Source organism: Dapis purpurea BLCC-M126 (genome assembly GCF_050015975.1).
Classification (GTDB): Bacteria; Cyanobacteriota; Cyanobacteriia; order Cyanobacteriales; family Microcoleaceae; genus Trichodesmium.
On sequence record NZ_JBNHER010000100.1, the window covers coordinates 1 to 22,222 of the forward strand.

The window sequence follows — 22,222 nt, forward strand, 5'->3', positions numbered from 1 at the left end:
AATTATCAATTATCCATTATCAATTATCAATTAATGAACTTCTCTATACAATACCGATGCTACCGGATATGATATCAAAAATTGTCCCAACGTCTTTCCATAGCTGAACTTATCCCCATACAAATGTACTATATCAGCCTTAAAAGCCCATCTATTCTACCCAGTAACGGGTAGTTGAAAAATCGCGCTCAACTACTTTGGCTTGGGCATTGTGTTATTTTTCTTAGGGGGAACTTCAGGCATAGTAGATAGTTGGAGCATTGAAGGATTTGGGCTATTTTAATAATTATCCCCCTTCCAATTTAGCGATCGCGATTCTAATTATATGTCCCAACCTGAATGCGTAGTGCTATAAAACGTGGGTAAAAAGCGAGTCAATGAAGACCTCTCCCCCAACCCCTCTCCTGCAAGGAGAGGGAGGAGGTTTTACCCACAATTTTAGTCTGGACGCGCTAGTACTCTATATTAATGAAAACCGCTATAAGCCAAAATCAAGCCACAGCTAATTCCTCAACTTGACAAATATATCGCCCCACTGCAGCAGCAACAGGGCGTAAACTTTCAACCAACTCAACCATATTTTCCAATGACAACGCTTGTCGCGCATCCGAAACCGACTCCTCCGGTAAAGGATGACACTCAATCATCAAACCATCTGCTCCACAAGCAACCGCAGCTTTCGCCAAGGATGCCACCAACTCCCTTTTACCCACAGCATGAGAAGGATCGACAATAACTGGCAAATGAGTCAACTGTTTTAATGCAGCTACCGCACCCAAATCTAAAACATTGCGAGTATAACTATCAAAACTACGAATGCCTCGTTCGCATAATATCACATTGGGGTTGCCGTGACTAAGAATATATTCTGCAGCCATCAAAAATTCCTCAATAGTCGCAGCTAACCCCCGTTTCAACATCACAGGTTTGCCAGTTTTTCCTAATGCCTTCAGTAACTCAAAATTTTGCATATTCCGACTACCTATTTGCAGCATATCCGCATAAGCAACCACCGACTCTATTTGCGGAATAGACATGACTTCTGTTACGACTGGAATATTGTAGCGTTGGCGAACAGATGCCAAAATTTTCAATCCTTCTATTCCCAAACCCTGGAATGAGTAAGGAGAAGTGCGTGGTTTATAGACACCTCCCCGCAACATTTGCACAGGTGCCGTTATTAACTTACTTGCCACTTCTTCCATTTGTTCCATGCTTTCAACAGTGCAGGGGCCACCAATAATTAAAAAATCTGCACCTCCTACTATTGTCTGTTCAGAAATATTGATAACTGTTTGATGTTCCGAATGAGACTTAGATGCAAGTTTAGCGTTAGACATGAGATTTTCTCCTTGGTAAATTAATTGGGCTAAAAAATAAAAAACCCGGAACCATTATCAGTTCCGGGTGAAAAGTAAAAGTCAGCATGACAAGTTACCCGGAACTATATCGGGGCCAAAAATAAAAACCGTAATACCAGGAATTTACTTGAGTCATAACTGTTTTCGTCTTTTTTTGAATACTCAGATTTACAAACAAAAAACCGCAGTGTTTATGCTGCGGTTCACTTAGAGGTTCATAGCAAAAACTATATTCACTCCAAGTGAACCTCTCTATACCAAAAATAAAAGTAGGAATTACTAATAAACATCGGCTTTTTGTTTGTGTTAAGAAATATGTTAATTACAGAATTTTGGGGTTGGGAAAGAATCATTATTTTTAATTCCTTGTTTGTTAACCTTAACAGAGCCTTTAGAGAGTGTCAAGTCTTAACCATCCTTTTGCCTCTCTTTCAATTAATAATTAGGGTTTGCGCTCAAAAGTCTTTTAGTACGGGTAGGAGACAACCCACCCCTAACCCCTCCCAGGAGGGGAAGACAGAATACAGGAGTAACGGGGAATTTAGAGAAGGTAGAAGTAAGAATTATCCCTTGATTTTTCTGCCCAACTATGCGCCTAAAATACCAACTTTTTGAGCGTTTTAGACTGAAACAGGGGCACTTTTTTTGACTCAAAAAAGGCACTTGTCTTTATATGTCAATGCTTTTAGATTTAATCAGCCACCCCTAATTAAGCAGCTACACAAAATTAATTACACATTTTATTACACTGAATCCCTTATAATTTATTGCTCACATCAAATTAGGGTAGGTAAACAATTTTGTTTAGGTGCTTAACAATTACCACTTCTGTAATAGAAGGATTAGTTAAAAGGAAATTTTGGTAGTGCATTCAAAGTAGTGCATTAAATAAGTGTAGATATAGATAATCAAGTCATGCCACTTCCCAAATTTTTCTGTAAAAAACCTCTACCCAATTTCTTTGAGAAGCAAACAATTCCTGGATAATTATCTTTATGAAGTTAGTTCAAAGTAATATTTGGAGGGAAGTTAGGGACTTGCACAAAAATAAAGTACCAGTCAAACAAGCTGTACTGAAGAAATTACAAAACCTGATTGGTAGATTAATAAACCGCAAGTCCCTTACGACGAGGAAAATTTAACCGAATGCTTTACTGCCCACACGAAATGCAAAGGGAATGCTGCACTAACACGCCGAAGGAGACATCAATACTCTAGGAATCTCATAACTTAAAAAATCATAAGCCATATCAGTATTAGGAAAAATAGCCCGCGCCTCCTGTAGCAAATCATTCAACAAAATCGGATTCCCAGGAGCATATCTAGGACTAAAATGAGTCATCATCAAATGCTTAACACCCGCTGCCAAAGCTACCTGTGCCGCCATTGTTGAAGTAGAATGCAATCTTTGAAAAGCCATTTCAGCATCCTGATGAGAAAAAGTAGCCTCATGAACAAGTAAATCTGCTCCCTCCGCCAACTCCACAGCTCCATCACAAAAAACAGTATCAGTGCAATAAACAAACTTCCGGCCTACTTGGGGTGCGCCACACAAATCAGCTCCATTAATTTTCCGTCCGTCAGACAAAGTAACCCACTCTCCTTGTTTGAGCTTTCCATAAATAGGGCCAGGAGGAATCCCTAAAGCCTTTGCCTTTTCTACATTAAAATGTCCTGGTCTATCCTTTTCTGTTACCCGATAACCAAAAGCAGTAACCCGATGCTTCAAATAACCACAACTAACAATATACTCATCATCCTCATAAATAACAGCAGGTTTACTCTTATGAACCTTAATTGGATAAGCTAAACGAGTTTGAGAGTATCGAAGACCAGCTTGTAGATAATCCTCTAAGGCAGGCGGACCATACAAATCAATACTTTTAACATTTCCCCCCAAACCACAACTAGCCAACAAACCCATCAAACCAAAAACATGGTCACCGTGCATGTGGGTAATAAAGATACGACTGAGTTGACTAACCTTAAGTTCACTACGGAGAAACTGGTGTTGAGTTCCTTCACCACAATCAAACAACCATAATTCAGCCCGTTGAGGCAGACGTAAAGCAATACTTGAAACATTACGCGATCGCGTTGGGACACCAGAACTGGTTCCTAGAAAAGTTATCTGCAAAACCTAAAACTTCCTCACTGAAACCCTACTGACCTTAAACTTGAGAGACAAAGTGGGATTCCTATCAAAGTACGTCGTCAATCTGGCTGATCCTCTAAAGATTTATAGTCATTCTATCTTCATTCTAGCAGGAATTTGCTAAAAGCGCAACATTGATTGGTATTCATCCATCCGCCCTAGCTACCCTACAAAAAAATGTGATAAGTATTTCTACAGTTATGATTATTTTCTTTCTAAAATTTTACCGAAAAATTGGGCTAGCTTCCTTTTCCTTACTAGAATAGCTTTTGATGAGCAACTTAATTCAGTAAGTCCTTTTATCGAAGCAATAATCATGCTTTGAATGATAAATTTTCATGTCTTTAGGCCAAGTAGTATGTCAAATTGTTATATTTATTCTTGCCTTGTTCTATACTAATTATCCTAAATATAAAATCAAAAAATCAAACAAATATGAGTTCTGGATTACTGTTTATTTCTTTTATTACTCGTACTACTAAACCATTAAAACGCTATTGGTGGACATCTATCCTAACATGGGTACTAATGATTGCCCCTGCCCAAGCCTCTCTAGTCTTGCGAATTGCAATTCAAGAAGGAGTTAAAGAAGTTAAAGTAGGAAGTTCTACAAACGCAATAGTTAGAGATGGTGCAGGTAGAGCAATTGGCGAACTAAAACCAACTAAAGGCTTTGCAGCAGAACTCCAATCAGGAAAAGTAGCTTTGGCCAACTGGGTCTCCGGTCAAATGTGGATCGAACCCAAAGGAGAAGGTTATGTGTGGATAGGCGATCGCTGGTATCGAGGCCGTACTCATCTTATTCCTCACAAAGGAGGTATAACTGCTATTAACTATGTCAACTTTGAAGAATATCTTTATAGTGTCATTGGAGCAGAAATGAACGGCAACTGGCCACAAGAGGCCCTAAAAGCCCAAGCTGTTGCAGCCCGTTCCTACGCCCTGAACAAGCGTCAAGAAAATACTAACAATTTCTATGACCTAGGCAATGACCAATTCTGGCAAGTTTATCAAGGAATTAAAACAGAATCTCCAGGAACTTATGCTGCTGTTGATGCTACCCAAGGTCAAGTGCTTACTTACAATGGTCAAATTATTTTAGCTCTATTTCATTCATCTTCTGGAGGACACACAGAAAATGTAGAAGATGTTTGGTCAAACCCACTACCCTACCTCCGCGCTGTTCCTGACTTTGATCAAGATGCTCCAGTTTATGAATGGACTGAATCATTTTCTCAAGCAGAACTAAAGCAGCGAATTTCAGGAGTAGGAAATATTCTCTCCATGACACCCCAGAGTACTACTCCCCACGGTAGTGTTATTACTATTAAAGTTTTAGGAGATGCAGGGGTTAAAACGGTTGAAGGTACAGATATTACAGCAGCTTTAGGATTAAAAAGTACCAGATTTACTGTTAGTGCCAAAAAGACTGAAGGTCAACAAATTCCTAGCAGTTTCCAAATTACTGGAAAAGGTTTTGGTCACGCTGTAGGAATGAGTCAATGGGGAGCTTATAATTTAGCTCGAAATGGATATAATTATCACCAGATTTTATTGTATTATTACCAAGGCGCAACTTTAGCTAGAATTGATGTCCGCTAATAGTAAAATTTAGGTAATGCTACTGAAGAATTAACTCTATTTTTATTGTCTGAAAAAAAATGTCAGAAGCTGATATTATACCAAAAAACAAAGTCTAAATTAGGTTGATATATATTAGGAGAACACAAAAATCATTCCAACATAGATAGATTTTACATAATTTAGAATTTATCGATTAGTTAATTGTCGAGCAGTTTTTTTCAAGTCTAGATTGATCGTCAAATGCGGAGTGATATAAGTTTTCATAGATATATAATTCATAGATTCTAGTTTAAAGGAAATTCCAGCTTAGGTTATTTGTTCAATTAAAGTCAAAAGCGCCATAAATTAGTAATATACAAAGTTGTCAAAATCAATTATGATTTTTTCTTTTTTGACCTTGAACAGATAAAATCAGATTTAGGAATAAGGAAAAACGAACCCTAAAATTTAATTTGACCATATTGCCAAGCTGACCTCTCTTTAGTCCTGAATCCTGAATGCTGCTAAAAAAGTTAATCTAGCAATATTTTGTAAAACTAGTATTACTCAGTTTTTTTACCTTGTAAAAGTAATTTTTTGCCAAATTTATCCCACATATTCCATTAGGCATGGTACATTTTAAATGCAGAAATTTACTTGCTTTCAATTATTGAGTAGATAAGTAAAGTAGGATATAAAAAAACTTAAATGAGGAAAAGGTAAAAAAATATATATATAAAATTTATTGACTAAAAAAAAGGTATCAAGTCTCCCCTTGAATCAAGGATGAAAAAAATTAACTTTAGTGTTTAAACCCTCTGGCTTTAACCGGAGGTACTAATAACTGAGAACTGAAATTACTTGATAAGTACTACATAAGAGTTAAGATTTGGCATATTAATTAAGTAGATTCAACAGCCTTGCAACCAAGGTAATATTAGGGATAAAAAACCTAACAGCTAATCAGCAACATACTAATTACGATAATATTACCTTTACCCTAGGACTGCTGAAAAATTATCCCATAAATGGTTCCATATTTTTAGATAACAAATGCAAAAGTGGGAATATCTCTTAGCAGAAGCAAGCCCTTATCCTTTTGGGGATAAGCTGATTACCATATATATAAACGGTAAAGAATGGAGAGAATGGAAAGACAGGACATTATACCAATTAGTTAATTATTTGGGTAATGAAGGATGGGAATTAGTAACTTTTAGCCATAACTCAAAATCTGACAATAATTATCTCATATTTAAACGTCCTAAAATCACAATATAAATTATGAATCCTTGATAACTTAAACTAATATTTTAAGTATCTGATTGATTCAATCTTCTTTGCCATTCAGCATCAATTTTATCTGCCTGTTCAGCTTCCTGTTCTAGCACATTCTTTTCTGTTGTATAAGCTAAATCTTGATTAGTAATAATTGTTTCTTTCCCAAACTCTCTAGCATAATCAATTTTACGATTTAACAGATTATTAGCCTGGTTTAAAGCAATAGCTCTGTTTTGCCTTTGTTGATTCCGTTTCTGAACTTTACCATTACGCCATTGTAACCAAAAATAACGAATTAATGGCAATACTAAAAAACTTACACCATAAGCCAGCAGCACAGGATAAATCACTTCAACAAAAGCAATAAATCCTCCAATCTGAGCTACTACTGTACCATCTTTTAACAACGAACCCAAAACTAAAGCACCAACAAAATTAACAACACCTAATCCAGTAGCTAACATTATTTGACCATAATTTGCCTCGCTAAAACGCCAAATTTTTTCCTTCAAATAAGCAGAAACAGGTTGAGAGTACCATTCTTTTGCTGTTGTTTGTAACTCCGGAAAATGATAGACAATTTGACCCTCTGGACTAACTTCCGGACGACCATTAAAACGAGTTAATACTGGTAAAATATACTCCTCATATTCTAGAGCATATCCTTTTCCTAAATCATCTAAATAAGGAGCAATTTGTTCCGCCACTACCGCCCCTTGATTATTTTTAATTACAGTAGCGATCGCCTGCCAACGTTCCTCATCTAAATTGTAATTAGGGTTCCCATCTCCAAATAGAAAAGAAAATACAGCCTCCAAAAAATTCATCTCGTTTTCTTTACCTGAAGTTCGAGATTTTTTTCTTTGTTTTTCTCTTTGTCGTTGATATCTATAGGGTTCATCATAATATCCCCAATCAAACCACCAAAGCCAATAAGGATTAAATCCAAAACGGGGAAAAAATACCATTCCACCACCCGAATTATTACCTCCACCACCTGAGTCATTTCGTTCACTACTAGAATTAATTGAAACAACAATAATGGCAATAGCAACCATTATAATTATTAGGGAAAGTATCAACACAATCCCAAAAGAAATTCTAATTAAATAAAACAATATCCGCCAAACTTTTTCCCACCATTCTCTTAATCTTAACCGCCAGAATTTATTGCGTAAAACATCTCTAAAATTGTGAGGAAATAGATAAGCAATTTCCCCTGATTCTGATACTTGTAAATGACCACCAGCATCTGTAGCTAAAGCTAATAATCCCTGTTCTGCCAATTTTACATCTAATCCAGCTTGAGCTGCTACATCTCCCACAGTAACGTGGTAGTCCAAATTCTCCACGGCTCTCATTATCGCAGGATTTGGAGTCATAACATTACCTCAGACTTAATTAATTTATCTACTTAAATTATAGACAAAAAATCAATCATAGGTATATAAGTACTTAAAGAAAATTCTTTATCTATTCTGATTATCTGCGATATTTAGAAGGTAAAGAATTTAGTTTGTATAGATGTGTAATTAATTTTGCACGACAACTTATCAAAACATCTAAATAAATAGAGCTAAAATCAATATTAATTATGGCTGTATAGACACTGATTATCTAACATTTCTACTAATACCATTTCTGCATAAAGTTGCACCTAATAACAGAGAACAGCTCTGAGTGAAATAGAGGTCTAGGTAAGGATTATTAAGTGCATTATTGGAGAGAAATAAAATAGTTCGACTTTAATTGATAACTAATTCAACTATTGCGCTCTAGTTTTTAGATTATAGATAAACTTTCTGAGTTGGGATAGTGCTACGCACTGCTACGCGATAAAACTACGTTTCGCTTGCACGATCACCTGATGGCATTTCTCTATGAAGTTGCAGTTAGAGCAAATTTGTTCGTATATAAAGTACAAATTATGAACAATTAAATGTCTGTACTACAGACATATTACTTTTTGTAAATATACTTGACAAAAATGAAATATGCTGTAATAAAAAATACAGCAGTCCCCATTAAGAGTGCGGAGATTCTCAAATTATCAAATATAATCACAACAAGAATTTAACTTTGTGCCTTCTCACTTCTGACTTCAACTGTGACACCTATCAGTAAAATTCAAGTCTGGGTAAAAATTATTAACTGCATTGTTACAGATAAAAGGTATTACTATCCTAATATAAGTATAGTTTAAATCTAATTTATAGAGCAAAACAATCCTATAAACTAATTCTTCTATCTCATGTTAATTATCTTTCAACAATTAATAATTACCTCTGAGGATTAGCTAAAATAAATTATAGGTAGTAAGTTATTGAAAAATGCCTATCAAAGTGTCATTTATATAATGGTTCTCTGATGAATAAGATACAGTACCTTTCTGTTCTATTCCCTCTTTTTATCCCTATTTTCTCTTCTTTACCTTCTGCTCCCTGTTCCCGAAAATCCAAAATTTGCGTATCTCACCAAGAGCGATCAATGCTATAGCTCAGTCAATTTTAGTCGTAATACCAGATATATTGTTACTCACACAGACAATCTTTGTTAAAACACGATAAAAATTATGGTAATTACTTATTATCAATAGTAATGTAGAGTACATAGTACAACTATGGAAAAATCATTGGAAAACTGACTCATATTTATCCAGTAATTGTCTAGAATATCATCATACTAAAAATAGACTAAAAACTCAAGTTTCTAAATAGGATTATAAAACTTGTCAAAATTATCTCTGGTAAACAAATAATTTCGGCAGTTGGTAATATATAAATTCTATTTAATTCGTCAGTTTTTGTTAGTCTGATAACATGAAGTTTTGCCAAAGATATAAAAAATAATCTTCATTAATTGATAATGGATAATTGATAATTACCTATGGTTAAAACCTTTACGGAATTGAAGATTGGGAAATATCCTAGCACTTTTTTTCTCCTTAAAAGGGGAGGCTTTAAACCACAATTATTTAATTAACAATTAATAATTCTGTAATTATTCAGGAGTGATATAAAGATTTTTGTTGAAGATAGATTATTTAGGTATAATTACAATTTCTGTAAGCATTTCCTTCGGAATGCTGCATAAACAGCTACCTTTAAATTAGCTCTCAGTTCTTTTATGAATTAAGTAATGATTTGTTTAATAACACTTGAATTAATTGAATATATACTTATTTCTGATATAAATTATCTGAAAATATATCAATAATAATTTATGCTCTTAAGATAAGACAAGGGTAATTATAATCTAGCTGATAACGCAGTTCCGACCCAGTAAGCAACCTAAAAGCTGACCGCTGAATACTTACAAATAACTTGAGTCAGAGGAACATAAACCAGAAGCTTCATTTGTTATTTTGATGTATCTATTATAATTAGAATTTTATTTTCAATAAGTCCAGAAAAATTGGGGATTCAAACTATAAACTCAAAAATTATTTTTACCTTTTGACTTAACTCACTACCCTGAAAAGAGGAAAAATAAAAGTCAAAGGCAAATATTTAATCTTCTAATATTTCCTTATTTCCTATTCCTTCTTACTTCCTCCTTCATTGAATAAATGCTTATATCCCTTCGCATTAATAACTTTGCCCTCATAGACCATCTTGACTTAGAATTAGGCTCTGGTCTAAATGTCTTCACAGGTGAAACAGGTGCCGGTAAGTCCATTATCCTAGATGCTCTTAATGCTGCCCTAGGAAGTAAAATAGATCGTCGTATCATCAGAACAGGAACTAAACGAGCCATCTTAGAAGCAACCTTTGAACTTAACCCAGCTCTAGCTGAATGGTTAAGTGGTCAAGAAATAGATCCAGTAGATGGTACATTAGTAGTCTGTAGTCGCGAAATTATTGTGGCCCAGGGTTCCCTACGGACAAGGTCTCGTCTCAATGGCATCCTAGTGAACCGGAAAATAATGGACCAACTTCGCGATAGACTAGTAGAAATTACGGCTCAAGGCCAAACTTTACAATTGGGAAATCCTAATCTGCAAAGAGAATGGCTTGATTTATATGGTGGTTATTCCCTACTAAAATGTCGAGAAGCAGTAAATATTACCTATCAAAAAGCTCAAAAAGCTAAAGCAGCATTAGAAAACCGTCGCCAGTCAGAACAGCAACGTTTACAAAGAATAGATTTATTAGAATACCAAGTACAAGAATTAGATAAAGCTAATCTTACAGAACCTGAAGAATTAGAACAACTAACACAAGAAAGTCAACGTCTTAGTCATGCAGTTGAACTTCAACATCAAAGTTATCAAATATATCAAGCTTTATATCAAAATGAAGGTGATAATTTAGCAACAGCAGACCTTTTAGGAGAAGCAGAAACTATATTAAATGATATGGTAAACTACGACTCCACATTGCAACCTATATCAGAAATGATTAGTGAAGCTCTAGCTCAAGTTATTGAAGCTAGCCGACAAATCAGCAATTATGGCGAGCAATTAGAAGCCGATCCTCAAAGATTGGAAGATGTAGAAGCAAGAATTCAAGAACTTAAACAAATTTGTCGTAAGTATGGTCCGACCCTTGAAGAAGCTATTAATTATTATTATAAAATACAAGCAGAACTTAAAGAACTACTTGAAGGAGCAGAGTCTCTCGAAACACTAGAAAAAGCATATCAGGAAACTCAAAAAGAATTACAAAACAAATGTAGCAAACTTAGTTTACAACGTTATAATGCTGCGGCTAAATTAGAAACAAACTTGGTAGAGGAATTAAAGCCTCTGGCTATGGAGAAAGTGAAATTTCAGGTACAAATTACTTCTACTACTCCAACATCTACAGGTGCAGACCAACTTACATTCTGTTTTAGTTCTAATCCTGGTGAGCCACTACAACCTCTAAATTTAACTGCTTCTGGTGGAGAAATGAGTAGGTTTTTATTAGCATTGAAAGCTTGTTTTTCTCAAATTGAAGCATCAGGTACTCTCGTCTTTGATGAAATAGATGTAGGAGTTTCAGGAAGAGTAGCAGGAGCTATTTCAGAAAAACTACATCAACTTAGTCGCCAACATCAAGTTCTATGTGTAACTCACCAACCCATAGTTGCTGCAATGGCAGACCATCATTTTAATGTTAGTAAGCAGGTTGTTCAGGAAATGACTAATGTTGACTCAAACGATCAAAACTCTGAGGAGAGAACAATAGTTCGAGTGAAAACCTTGAATAATTATCAACGGCGAGAGGAACTAGCACAATTAGCTAGTGGAAGACCAGTTCAAGAAGCTATTGCTTTTGCAGAATCTCTTTTAACTCAAGCTGCAACTAAACGCAAGAAAAATTTGACTATTCCTATTTCTAGTTCCCGAGGTGAATAGTAATCGAAATCTATAAATAATGAATGGGTTATTCTTGTTTTTAAACTTTCCACTAAGAGGAACTTAGTTAGCTTCTTCCAGCATAAGCACTAATTTTAAAGTTTGACTAAATATGGGGTAAAGATTAGGAATTAATTTGCTACAACAAAACTAGAGAAAAAGTTGAAATTCATAGGTTTTTACTAGAATAGAATACATTAATTCTGCTTTTAAGCCAAATATTGTGTGTTATATCTCAATATAAAATAGTTTAACAGGCAATACCAGGAAGGAATTTGTGAAAGTTTAATCAATTAATGAAATTATCAATAAATGGCAATAAAAATAGCAAAATATTAGTAATTTACTTTAGATTAAAAGCAAAATAAATCTTGATAGATATAGTCATTTAAATTGAGGTTAATACGAGTGTTTATTGCCTGAAAAGGGTTTCATCCCAAAAAGTGTTCTATTCTTAAATTTAAGATGACTATATAATTAATTATTATTAACAATAACAAAAAAATTAATGCTAAGTATCTATAGCTACTTTTTGTGCCTAGTTTGAAGGTCAAATAAGAGGCCATTTTTTCAATTGTTAAAGATACTAAGAATAAATTATGGACAGAGGAGTGAAAAATAAATTATGTTAGAGTACACTACAACTATGAATATTTAAAAAGCTTTCTGTACTTAATATTAATTAACAAACAGAGGTAGAATTACCGAAAAACCTTGATATTGCACACAATAAAGAGTATCCAATATTTAATTAAAGCATTATGACATCTGCATCTCCAAATCACATAGCAACAGAGTACACCACAATCCCAATAGAGGATGTGGAAGTTATAGAGGGTAGCAGCCATCAGGTGTGTCACCCTCAAGATAATTCTGCTTCTAAAAATCCTGACATCAATAGCAGTAATGGAGATAATCCCAAAAGTAAGTCAACAGTTAACGAAAGTAGTGCATTAGTTCATCCTGGCTCTGGGGCTAATTTCTCAGAATTTCTGGCTCCCTTAACAAAAGATACTTTTGTCGGAGTTGTTAAAGATGTAGAAGAAAAGCTCAAGACAGTTAATCAAACTCTTGGGATGCTTAACAATTTGTTAGAGGCTCAAGGATTTGATGCCATTCTACATGAAATGTTACGTTCAATTACTCTGAAAACAGGAGAATTATTGAACGCAGACCGAACAACAATTTGGTTATTAGATGAAGAAAAAAATGAACTTTGGTCAACAGTCGCTCAAGGAGCTAATGGAAAACCATTAGAGTTAAGAATTCCAGCAAATGTGGGAATAGCTGGAGAATCAGCTCAAGGTAAAAAAGTTATCAATATTCCTTACGACTTCTATGATGATCCCCGTTCAGCTTCAGCGAAAAAATTCGATAAACAAAACGGATATCGAACCTACAGTATGGTAGTAATGCCATTATTGCAAGAAGAAACTGGGGATTTAATTGCAGTTGTCCAACTTCTAAATAAGTTCAAACTAGATGCAGAACAATATGAACTTTTAGAAGAAAAAATAGATATCAATGGGTTTACTGAAGAAGATGAAAGAGTATTTCGTGAATTTGCTCCTTCTATTAGTCTGATACTAGAATCTTCTAAGTCATTTTATGCAGCTACCCAAAGACAAAGGGCAGCAGAAGCTTTAATGAAAGCTGTGGACTCTCTTAGCAAAAGCAGCCTAGACTTAGAAGATACTCTGAAAAAAGTCATGGATCAGGCCAAGGAACTGATGAATGCAGACCGCAGTACCCTATGGCTCATAGATAACGATAACAATCAACTCTGGACAAAAATTCCGATTGATGGTAAGTTAATTGAAATTAGAATAGCTAAAGATAAAGGTTTTGCTGGTATGGTTGCCACATCTGGGGAACCGCTACTAATTCCTTTCGACGTATATAAAGATTCTCGTTCACTTACAGCCAAAGAAACAGACGAAAAAACAGGTTATCGTACTTGCAGTCTATTATGTATGCCTGTCTTTAATGCTGATAATGAATTAATTGGTGTGACTCAGTTAATTAATAAAAAGAAACAAGGAGAATATCCAGCCTATAATCCTGCAGATTGGCCGAATGCACCAGAACAATGGAAAGCAAGTTTTAATCGTAATGACTTAGAGTTTATGAGGGCTTTTAACATCCAAGCAGGCGTAGCCCTTCAAAACGCTAAGTTATTTGATACAGTTAAACAAGAACAACAAAGGCAAAGGGATATTCTACGCAGCCTCACTAATGGCGTAATCTCTACTGATAAAAAAGGCAAAGTCATTGCCACAAATGAAAGTGCTAGACATTTACTAGGAATTGGTGAAACAGATATATTAGCAGGTAAATCTGTAAAAAATTTGGTCTCCCTGAAGGAAGGTGAATTTTCTAAATGGTTAGATATAGCTCTCTGTCCTAATGAGAGTAAAGAGTACCAGCAGTATTATCCAGATCAGACTTTGTTGCCTCAAGGAGATTTAGAACCTCAAAGTATTAATTTGTCAATTAACTCAATGGTTGATGTCTTGGAACCGGATAAGGTGAATGGCGTTTTGGTGGTGATGGAGGACATCTCTGGAGAAAAGCAAGTTAAAAATTTAATGTATCGTTACATGACACCAGAAGTTGCAGAACAATTATTAGCAAGTGGTGACACTGGTTTAGGAGGTAAACGTCAACAAGTTTCTGTACTTTTCAGTGATATTCGTAGCTACACTACTTTGACAGAAAGCATGAGCGCTGAACAAGTTGTCAGTATGCTAAACGATTATTTTGAAGAGATGGTAGATGCTGTCTTCAAATACAAAGGCACTCTCGATAAATATATAGGAGATGCGTTAATGGCAGTATTTGGATCCCCAGCTCCATTAGTAGACCATCCTTTGTGTGCTATGCAAGCCGGCGTAGAAATGCGTCAACGCTTGCAGGTGTATAATGAAGACCGTGTAGCCAAGAATAAAAAGGCCATCAGTATTGGCATGGGGATTCACTCAGATGAAGTAGTTAGTGGTAATATTGGCTCTAGTAAACGTATGGAGCTAACTTCTATTGGAGATGGTGTTAACTTAGCCTCTCGCCTTGAAGGTACAAGTAAACAGTATGGTACAGATTTAGTCATCAGTGATAATACTTATCAGCCTTACAAAGAATTGCTTTGGGTTCGGGAATTGGACTTGATTACTGTGAAGGGAAAAAGTAAACCTGTTAGAATATATGAACTTTTAGGTTTTAAGGAAGGCAATCTGAAGCAAGAATTGACTGATAAACAACATCAGATTGTTGGACATTATCATCAAGGACGGGAGTATTATTTAAACCCATCTAAAGAAAAAAATTTAACAGATGATTCTATTAAGGAAGCTTTTGCACTAGCTGAAGCTGAATTTAAAGAAGTTCTGAAGATTGACCCAAATAACAAAGCAGCTAAGTTACACGTTGGTCGTTGTCAGCTATTTCAGGCCGAACTTCCTCCACAAGATTGGGATGGAGTCTGGAAGTTAACTGAAAAGTAAAAATTTCTCTCTCAAAAGAATGTTAGTTCTCATATTTTGAAACAAACTAGCTCTAGTTATGAATAATTTAAATTACCACTACTCAGATACTGAGTGGGTAGACAAGGTTCATCAATTATTGGTTGAGATTGCCCGTGCTTCTGTTTCCGATAAACCTAAGCTACCAGAAGATGTTGCTGAAAGGGCTCTACCACTGGCAAACAAAGCAAAAATTATCCAAGAAAAAGCTGATAGCCTAATTATTCCTTCAGATTCTCTAGAATGGGTAGAAAAAGTGCGTCAACTATTATTGGATTTATCTCGTGCTTCTTTGGCAGATATACCCAGACTACCTGTAAGTATAGGTCAAAGATCCCTGGTATTAGCAAAAACAGCTCAAAGTATAAAAGACAAAGTTGCGGAAAAAAAATCGTAGTTGTCAATAATCAAGGTTTAAAGTTTAGGTGAACTTAAAAACAGCATCTATAATAGAACTTGTATTACAACTAACAATTTTAAGTTTTTTAGAAATTTCCTGAATATGGAATCAGATAGTCAACCTCCTAGTTACTCAGATGATAAACCTCCTCAATGGATTGCAAATATTTTGGGAACGGCAATCGCTGTATTAACTTTGGCATTACCTTTATTAGCTATTGCTCGTTATTCTTATAGTAATATCAATGTAATTCCTCAAGCGTCTTATGAATTTTCTGGGTATGAATGATTTCTGAGTAAATTTCTAAGAACTTTAGTTTCAATTTCTATCTTACTTTAGCTTCTAAGATTACTCTAACTCAACCTGCTTACTTAGAGATTAAATCAATTTGCTTGATACTCTTTTTCTTCAAAAGATTAAGAGTTGAACCAGACTATAATACCAAGCGTGATAAATGTTTGTTACAGATGGTACGGAGGTTGTATACAATTTCCGTACATACGAGGGAAGGCCAAAGTTGGCAGAAGGGATAACTATTGGATAAAAAAAGGGAAAAATTATATATATAGCTTTCTCAAATAAATTCTAAAAGCTCTTTTTAACTACTCTTTCCAAGATACACTTTTTTGTAGCATTCTTTTTTCAAAGTGTATAATAGGGGAAGGGATGCTAAAGCAATTTTTATTTCCTCTTTGAAATTGGTATAACCAGACATTCTGCACATCAATTTGTAGCATTAGAAAAAGTAGTACAAAAAACTGGAAATATTAAAGTATTTATATTCTGTAAATTGTATCTTTATTGACCTTACTAAAAGTTAAATCATCCGGAAAATATTAAGCATAAATACTGGATTTATGCGAACAATTGAGAATAGGCTTTTCTCCTGACAAATAGCATTAATTGAACTTAAAACAAACAACCTAATATTAACTCTGCTTAATTAAACATAATAAAAATGTGCTGATCATAGACTGTTTGTCAAATAAGTATTAAGAGAGCAAAGAAGTGACTAAAATATAAAAGCGATAATACTTCAAGGGATTGAAATTTGGTAGATAGATAAGTATTCAGTACATATATTCCTAGATTTTTAACCGACAAATATTTGTCTTGATTTCTCCCTGCTTATTCCCTGTCCCCTATCTCCTTTTTATATTTCCTGATACATTCAATCTCTCATACAATTTAATTGTTTGTCGGGAAATGTAGATGTAGTTCAATATACATTCAATCTCTCATACAATTTAATTGTTTGTCGGGAAATGTAGATGTAGTTCAATAGACTGCTAAGGTGAACTGATATTCTTTTACCCATAATTTTAATTCTTGGGAATTTTTTAATGCTAATTCCTCCTTTAAAGTTAATGAAGCTAATAGCTGAGGTACGCCAGTTATTCAGCAAGAGGGTAGCTGACGGCTATTTGTACACCATTCCGCAGGAAATGCTTACCTTATTCTTAAAAATTACTTTGATCAAAAATATTATTATTTAAAATAGCCAACAAATCCTCAGTACTAGCATTATGATCTAGAAAAGAAAACAAATGTTTATAACAAAGCCTACCTTGTTTATCTAATACAAATTGCCCTGGTAAAGGTGCCCCCAAAGCTTGACCAACCTTGTAATTTTTAAACACCTGACAGCTAGAATCACTAAGTAAAGGCATCTTTAAACCTAAGTCTCTAACAACAATCTTACTTTGCTCCTCATCCGTACTGGTAATCATCAATAATTCTACTCCCTGTTCTAAAAACTTTTGATAATTATTGTTTAAAGCCAAGATATGGGGGAAACAAAATGGGCAATACTGCTTTTCAGTAAAGATACGAGTCAAGGCAACTATGATAGGAGTTACTCCCCAATAGTTTGATAATCTAACTAATTTTCCATTTGTAATATCTGGTAATTCAAAATCTGGCGTTCTTTTTCCATCCTCCAAGCCATTAATAGCTGGAATAGGTAATAAATTTTGAAAAAAACGTTGATTTAGTAAACCCCTAAAGTCATAAGAACTTAGCATGATCAGAATTAATTAAAACTCAAAAGTTAAAACCTTAATTTGTTGAAATATATTTTATAATATTTACAAATCAAACAACTTGGGTAAAATAGTCTCAGCGATAGTGTTATAGTGAATACTTGATCAAAATTCCGAGATAGTTGATCAACTGGCTCAAAAAATTTATTCAATAGCAGCAAAAAATTCTTTCGATTTAATTGGATCGGGATTCATAGTTTTATCCCCGGGTTTCCAACCCACAGGGCAAACTTCATCTGGGTGAACCTGTACATATTGAATAGCTTGTAGAGTGCGGAGAGTTTCATCCACATTGCGGCCAAAAGCAAAATTATTAATCGTTGCGTGCTGGATAATACCTTCTCTATCAATAATAAATAATCCCCGCAAAGCAATACCAGCTTCAGGATCTAAAACATTGTAGGCCAAACTAATTTCTTTCTTAATATCAGATAATAGCGGATAATTAAGGTCTCCAATACCACCAGACTTACGATCTGTTTGAATCCAAGCTAGATGTGAAAATTCACTGTCCACTGAAACTCCTAAAATTTCAGTATTAAGTGACTCAAATTCTTTGTAGCGATCGTTAAAGGCCGTAATTTCTGTTGGGCAAACGAAGGTAAAATCCAGGGGATAGAAAAATAAGACTAAATACTTGCCACGATAATCAGACAGTTTAATTGTCTCGAATTCCTGATCTACTACAGCTGTAGCAGTAAAATCTGGAGCTTCTTGGCCCACACGCAGACATTCGTCTGTCATGATTTAATTCTCCTTATGAAAATAAGTTGATAAATTCTTTACTATAAGCTGTCCTCAATATAATATTTGTAGGAGCTTCCAGTTTTAACTACTAATACTTCCATCAACAAGCTAATATTAGTGCAGAATTTAACCTAATCAATCGAGTTGATTAGTCATCAGTTAACTGTTTGAATTATCAATGTTTTAATCATAATATCATCTAAGTTTTCTTTGAAGGAAGCTGCCATCAAAGTTTTGACACTATACAAATGAACTACTCCGGCTCATAGGAGGACGTAGTTTACACTACTACCTACCTATTTAGTGTTGATGACATTTCCTTGCCACCATTTGCTTCATGCTTCCGCAATCAGTAGGGATAGCAGATTTTGGATCTAAAGTAAATCATACTTGAGGTAGATTGATAGATATCTCTTTCTAGATGGTACTTGTTACTGCAATCTGCAATTTCTTTACTTTGGAGTATGTTATTACCGACTTGTTGCCAAGCCCCTATCGGGGTAAATATAGCAATCCTCACGAGTTTGCGGATCTGTTACAGATATGCCTGGCTATAGCGATTTTAGCCTGCTAAGTGCCTCTCATGGAAACACTGGCATTGAGGCAGTGAGACGAACCGCTATAATGCCCTGTCATGCTTCACAGAAAACGGGGATAATCGTGTATTAATTTTATTTTCTATTGACGATCTCCGCGCTAAAGGGACAGAGATTCTTGCACAGAATTAGTCCAAAGCCTAACTCTGATGATCATCATCAAGATGCCTCTAGTGTTAGATGGATAAATCACTACTTTAGCTATAATAAAGAGCCAATAACAACATAATTATAAAAACACAGTACCTGTATCTTATATGTATATATGGCTGTAATTTTACTGTACAGGAAAATAATCATATCAATAACCCCTGGAATTAATATATTTTGACTTTAGTCCTGGGATTAATCAACTCAAATATAAAAATTACAAACTGTATATAGATATGGCTCAGGCGGGATTTGAACCTGCGACCTTGGGCTTATGAGTCCCCTGCTCTAACCTCTGAGCTACTGAGCCTAACTAATTTTTTAGCCATTTATAATAGTAGCATACTCTACTATGGTTTCGTCAAGTATTTAGGTTTTGTTCTTGCATACTAGATTAAACTCAAGGCCAAACTTTGTTTGTATGTCAATTGCGATTCCTATGGCTGGAAATGGGAATGATATCAAATCCGGTAGCATTGGTATAATTAGATAGTTAATTAGGAGTCAAGATTTAGGAATCAAGAGAATTTAGAAAGATTTGCTGATTGCTGAAGATTAAACATTTTTTTATACCAAATTAAGCGGATTTGATATGATTCAAATAATCTAATTATAAGCCATTCCAGAAGGCAGATAAGCCATTGGGTTAACTGCTCCGTTGCCCTTGGGATGGATTTCAAAGTGTAAATGTGGTCCAGTACTACGTCCGGTGCTACCCATTTTAGCAATCAGCTCACCCTGAGACACTTTTTGACCTTCTCTAACCAAAATTTGGCTGTTATGAGCATAAACTGTCAGACTACCATTAGGGTGCTGAATTTCTACTAGATTACCGTAACCCCCACTATTCCAGTCAGCATAAGTAACAATACCAGGGGCTGCTGCAACAATGGGAGTACCAGTTGGTGCAGCTATATCAATACCTCTGTGCATTCTTCCCCATCGCCAACCATAACCTGATGTCAGAGCTCCTCTCGCAGGCCAGCTATACCCTGTAAATTGCATTGATCCACCAGGTAAATAGGTATCAGCTTGACCTAAAGGTGGCAAATCTGGAGAAACCATTTTTCCGATTGAAGGGTTGCTTAGAATCTCATCGGCATTACCTCCTATCGGTGCTGCAGCCATGAGTGATGAGTCTTGAGATTCTTGAATATCTACGACAGGTAGTTCTTTCACAGCCGTAGCAGGATTTCTCCTTGGACGATTAGTTTCTATCTCTTCAGACCATTGTCTAGTTTGGGAGCTGCTAATTTCTACCTGATAAGTTTGCTGTAAGTATCTATTATTGTTGTCTGTAGTATTTTTGTCTGTAGGAATTTGATGATTAAGAGATAGGTTATTTTCTGAAGATAGTTGTTCAGGTGCTGGAATAGTTGTTGATTTTGAATGAGTAAGCTGAGATTCTTCAAAATCTTTTTGAGCATTATATTCTTGTCGTAGTCTAGTAATTTCTGACCTTAAACGATTGGCATAAGGATTTTCTTGATGATCTCTTTCAGCTACTGGTAATGATTCACTCTCTTTTGTCTCACTAGCAATGTCTGTTCGTTGAACAGGTTGGTTATTACTAAAATGGACTTGATTTTCTAACTCCACAGCACCATTTGGCCTAGATACCTTTGATTCTAGATGATTAGGCCATACTTTCCCATTAATTAAGGGCGTTTTGGGGCTATCTGTAGCAACGGATTGTGTTGAAGTTATAAATTCTTTTGATTTGTGATTTATTTGGTCTTCTCTATGAGCTGTATCTTGAGACCAAGAAACAAGCTCTAAACTACCTGTTGTTGAGACTTCAGGTGCAGCGATATTAGGTCTACTATATGATGAATAGTAAGATTTTTTAATAGGTATCTTGACTTCTGGAAAATCAGATTGATTGTTTGTAGTTCCCAGAGAAGGTTGATTTAATTCTTCTTGTCCAAAAGAATATGATTCTAGGTCAGTAGAATGGTCAGTTGTAGAACTTGCTAAGGTTAAGGATGAAGAAGATGGTTGCTGAGGAATTTTTAGTAATTTCGCAGCTTCAATTACATTTGGATCTTTGATTTGATTAATTTTAGCCAATGCTCCTACAGATACATTGTGCTGGCCAGCAATTAAACTGAGTGTGTCCCCAACGCGTACTTTGTACACCAATGAAACTGGTGTAGATGTCATCTCTGAATCAATAACTACTGCCCCTTCTAGTTTTGTCTGTTTGGTCTTGATCGACTCTTGAGAAATATCTACTTCGTGATCGGTTATTTCTCTACCAGCAGAGTTATTATCTATTTTTTTAGGGGTAGCTATTTGTAGCTTTGGTTCTGCAACAACTAAATTTTCTGATTTCTGATATACATTTTCTGGAAATTTCTTTTTTGATGAATCAAAAGACTTTCCTACAGACTCAGAAACAGACTCCTCATACCTCCAATCCACCGAACTTTTTGCCGGGCGGTTTTTTTGTTTTTGAACAGGGTTAATTCCTGTTTTTAACTGCTCAATTAGCTGGCTATCACTACTGATAGTTTTCTTGACTTGTACTCTCCCTAACGATCCGAAAGGAGGCAAATCATTACTTTGTCCTTGATTCAGGTTTTTCTGTTTAAGTTCTACAGGCACAAAGGATTGATGTCCTGATTTTTGTACTGAAGGCAAAACAGTTTCAGGTTTAGTTATCCCTACTTCAGAATCAATTTTTTCTGCAGGCTTTACATAACCTTGAGTCAATTTTTGTAGTAGTAGACCTTTATGTCTATTAACTCCAGTAACATTTACTTCTGGAATTGTTACTGCAGAAGAATATGGTTGATTTGTATCTACTTGAGGGAGTTCTACTGCTAATGCACGATCACCTTCCCCAGGAAAGAGAATACCTGATGCACCCATTGTAGTTGAGATAGCAGCAAGTCCGATCATTGCAGCAGAAGAACAAGCCTTACTACTACCTAAATTTATTTGTTTCGTATGTTCAACATTTGCTTCTGTGTCAAGTTCACAGTTAGCAATAGACTTACTCTTATTTGGAAATGTTCGTTTCACAGAACGACCTCCTATTCACAAGCGTTTAACTGTCCTGAACT

12 protein-coding genes and 1 tRNA gene are annotated in these 22,222 nt (G+C 35.3%); 6 read left to right on the forward strand and 7 right to left on the reverse strand.

The genetic code is table 11. The features are described 5' to 3' along the window. Window positions 1-491: 491 nt before the first annotated feature. The gene (gene aroF / locus ACP6PL_RS09240; RefSeq protein WP_426544791.1) at window positions 492-1,340 is read right to left on the reverse strand and encodes a 3-deoxy-7-phosphoheptulonate synthase; all 849 of its coding nucleotides are present in this window, start codon (window positions 1,338-1,340) and stop codon (window positions 492-494) included. A gap of 1,207 nt (window positions 1,341-2,547) precedes the next feature. After that, entirely contained in the window at window positions 2,548-3,498 is a 951-nt protein-coding gene (locus ACP6PL_RS09245) for a ribonuclease Z (RefSeq protein WP_426544793.1), read from the reverse strand. Window positions 3,499-3,951: 453 nt separating this feature from the next. Here ACP6PL_RS09245 and ACP6PL_RS09250 point away from each other — a divergent pair, with 453 nt between their 5' ends. Further along, the gene (locus ACP6PL_RS09250; RefSeq protein WP_426544795.1) at window positions 3,952-5,118 is read left to right on the forward strand and encodes a SpoIID/LytB domain-containing protein; all 1,167 of its coding nucleotides are present in this window, start codon (window positions 3,952-3,954) and stop codon (window positions 5,116-5,118) included. A gap of 1,014 nt (window positions 5,119-6,132) precedes the next feature. After that, window positions 6,133-6,360, forward strand: coding sequence for a hypothetical protein (locus tag ACP6PL_RS09255; RefSeq protein WP_426544797.1), 228 nt, complete (start codon window positions 6,133-6,135; stop codon window positions 6,358-6,360). A 32-nt stretch (window positions 6,361-6,392) separates the two neighbouring features. Here the strand turns inward: ACP6PL_RS09255 and ACP6PL_RS09260 are convergent, their stop codons facing one another. Beyond that, window positions 6,393-7,742 carry a hypothetical protein gene (locus tag ACP6PL_RS09260; RefSeq protein WP_426544799.1) on the reverse strand — a complete coding sequence of 450 codons (1,350 nt, stop codon included), beginning with the start codon at window positions 7,740-7,742 and terminating at the stop codon, window positions 6,393-6,395. Between the two features lie 2,186 nt (window positions 7,743-9,928). Between ACP6PL_RS09260 and recN the strand changes: the two genes are divergently transcribed. The 4 genes from recN to ACP6PL_RS09280 all read left to right on the forward strand — a co-directional run bounded on the left by recN (window position 9,929) and on the right by ACP6PL_RS09280 (window position 15,907). Then, window positions 9,929-11,701: a DNA repair protein RecN gene (gene recN, locus ACP6PL_RS09265; protein WP_426544801.1), complete on the forward strand. Its 1,773-nt coding sequence runs from the start codon at window positions 9,929-9,931 to the stop codon at window positions 11,699-11,701. A gap of 761 nt (window positions 11,702-12,462) precedes the next feature. Next, a complete protein-coding gene (locus ACP6PL_RS09270) occupies window positions 12,463-15,201 on the forward strand; it encodes a GAF domain-containing protein (RefSeq protein ID WP_426544803.1) in 2,739 nt (912 codons plus the stop codon). Between the two features lie 58 nt (window positions 15,202-15,259). Then, window positions 15,260-15,616, forward strand: coding sequence for a hypothetical protein (locus ACP6PL_RS09275; RefSeq protein WP_426544805.1), 357 nt, complete (start codon window positions 15,260-15,262; stop codon window positions 15,614-15,616). A 105-nt stretch (window positions 15,617-15,721) separates the two neighbouring features. Further along, on the forward strand, window positions 15,722-15,907 hold the full coding sequence (locus ACP6PL_RS09280; protein WP_426544807.1) for a TLTLP motif-containing protein: 186 nt from the start codon (window positions 15,722-15,724) through the stop codon (window positions 15,905-15,907). A gap of 1,172 nt (window positions 15,908-17,079) precedes the next feature. On the opposite strand, the gene ACP6PL_RS09285 is transcribed toward ACP6PL_RS09280, so the two are convergent. From ACP6PL_RS09285 to ACP6PL_RS09300, 4 genes are all read right to left on the reverse strand, one after another. Continuing rightward, a complete protein-coding gene (locus ACP6PL_RS09285) occupies window positions 17,080-17,643 on the reverse strand; it encodes a peroxiredoxin family protein (RefSeq protein WP_426544809.1) in 564 nt (187 codons plus the stop codon). 162 nt (window positions 17,644-17,805) lie between these two features. After that, on the reverse strand, window positions 17,806-18,405 hold the full coding sequence (locus ACP6PL_RS09290; RefSeq protein WP_426544811.1) for a peroxiredoxin: 600 nt from the start codon (window positions 18,403-18,405) through the stop codon (window positions 17,806-17,808). A 986-nt stretch (window positions 18,406-19,391) separates the two neighbouring features. Continuing rightward, window positions 19,392-19,464, reverse strand: a tRNA-Met gene (locus ACP6PL_RS09295). 296 nt (window positions 19,465-19,760) lie between these two features. Beyond that, entirely contained in the window at window positions 19,761-22,181 is a 2,421-nt protein-coding gene (locus ACP6PL_RS09300; RefSeq protein WP_426544813.1) for a peptidoglycan DD-metalloendopeptidase family protein, read from the reverse strand. Between the last annotated feature and the right edge of the window lie 41 nt (window positions 22,182-22,222).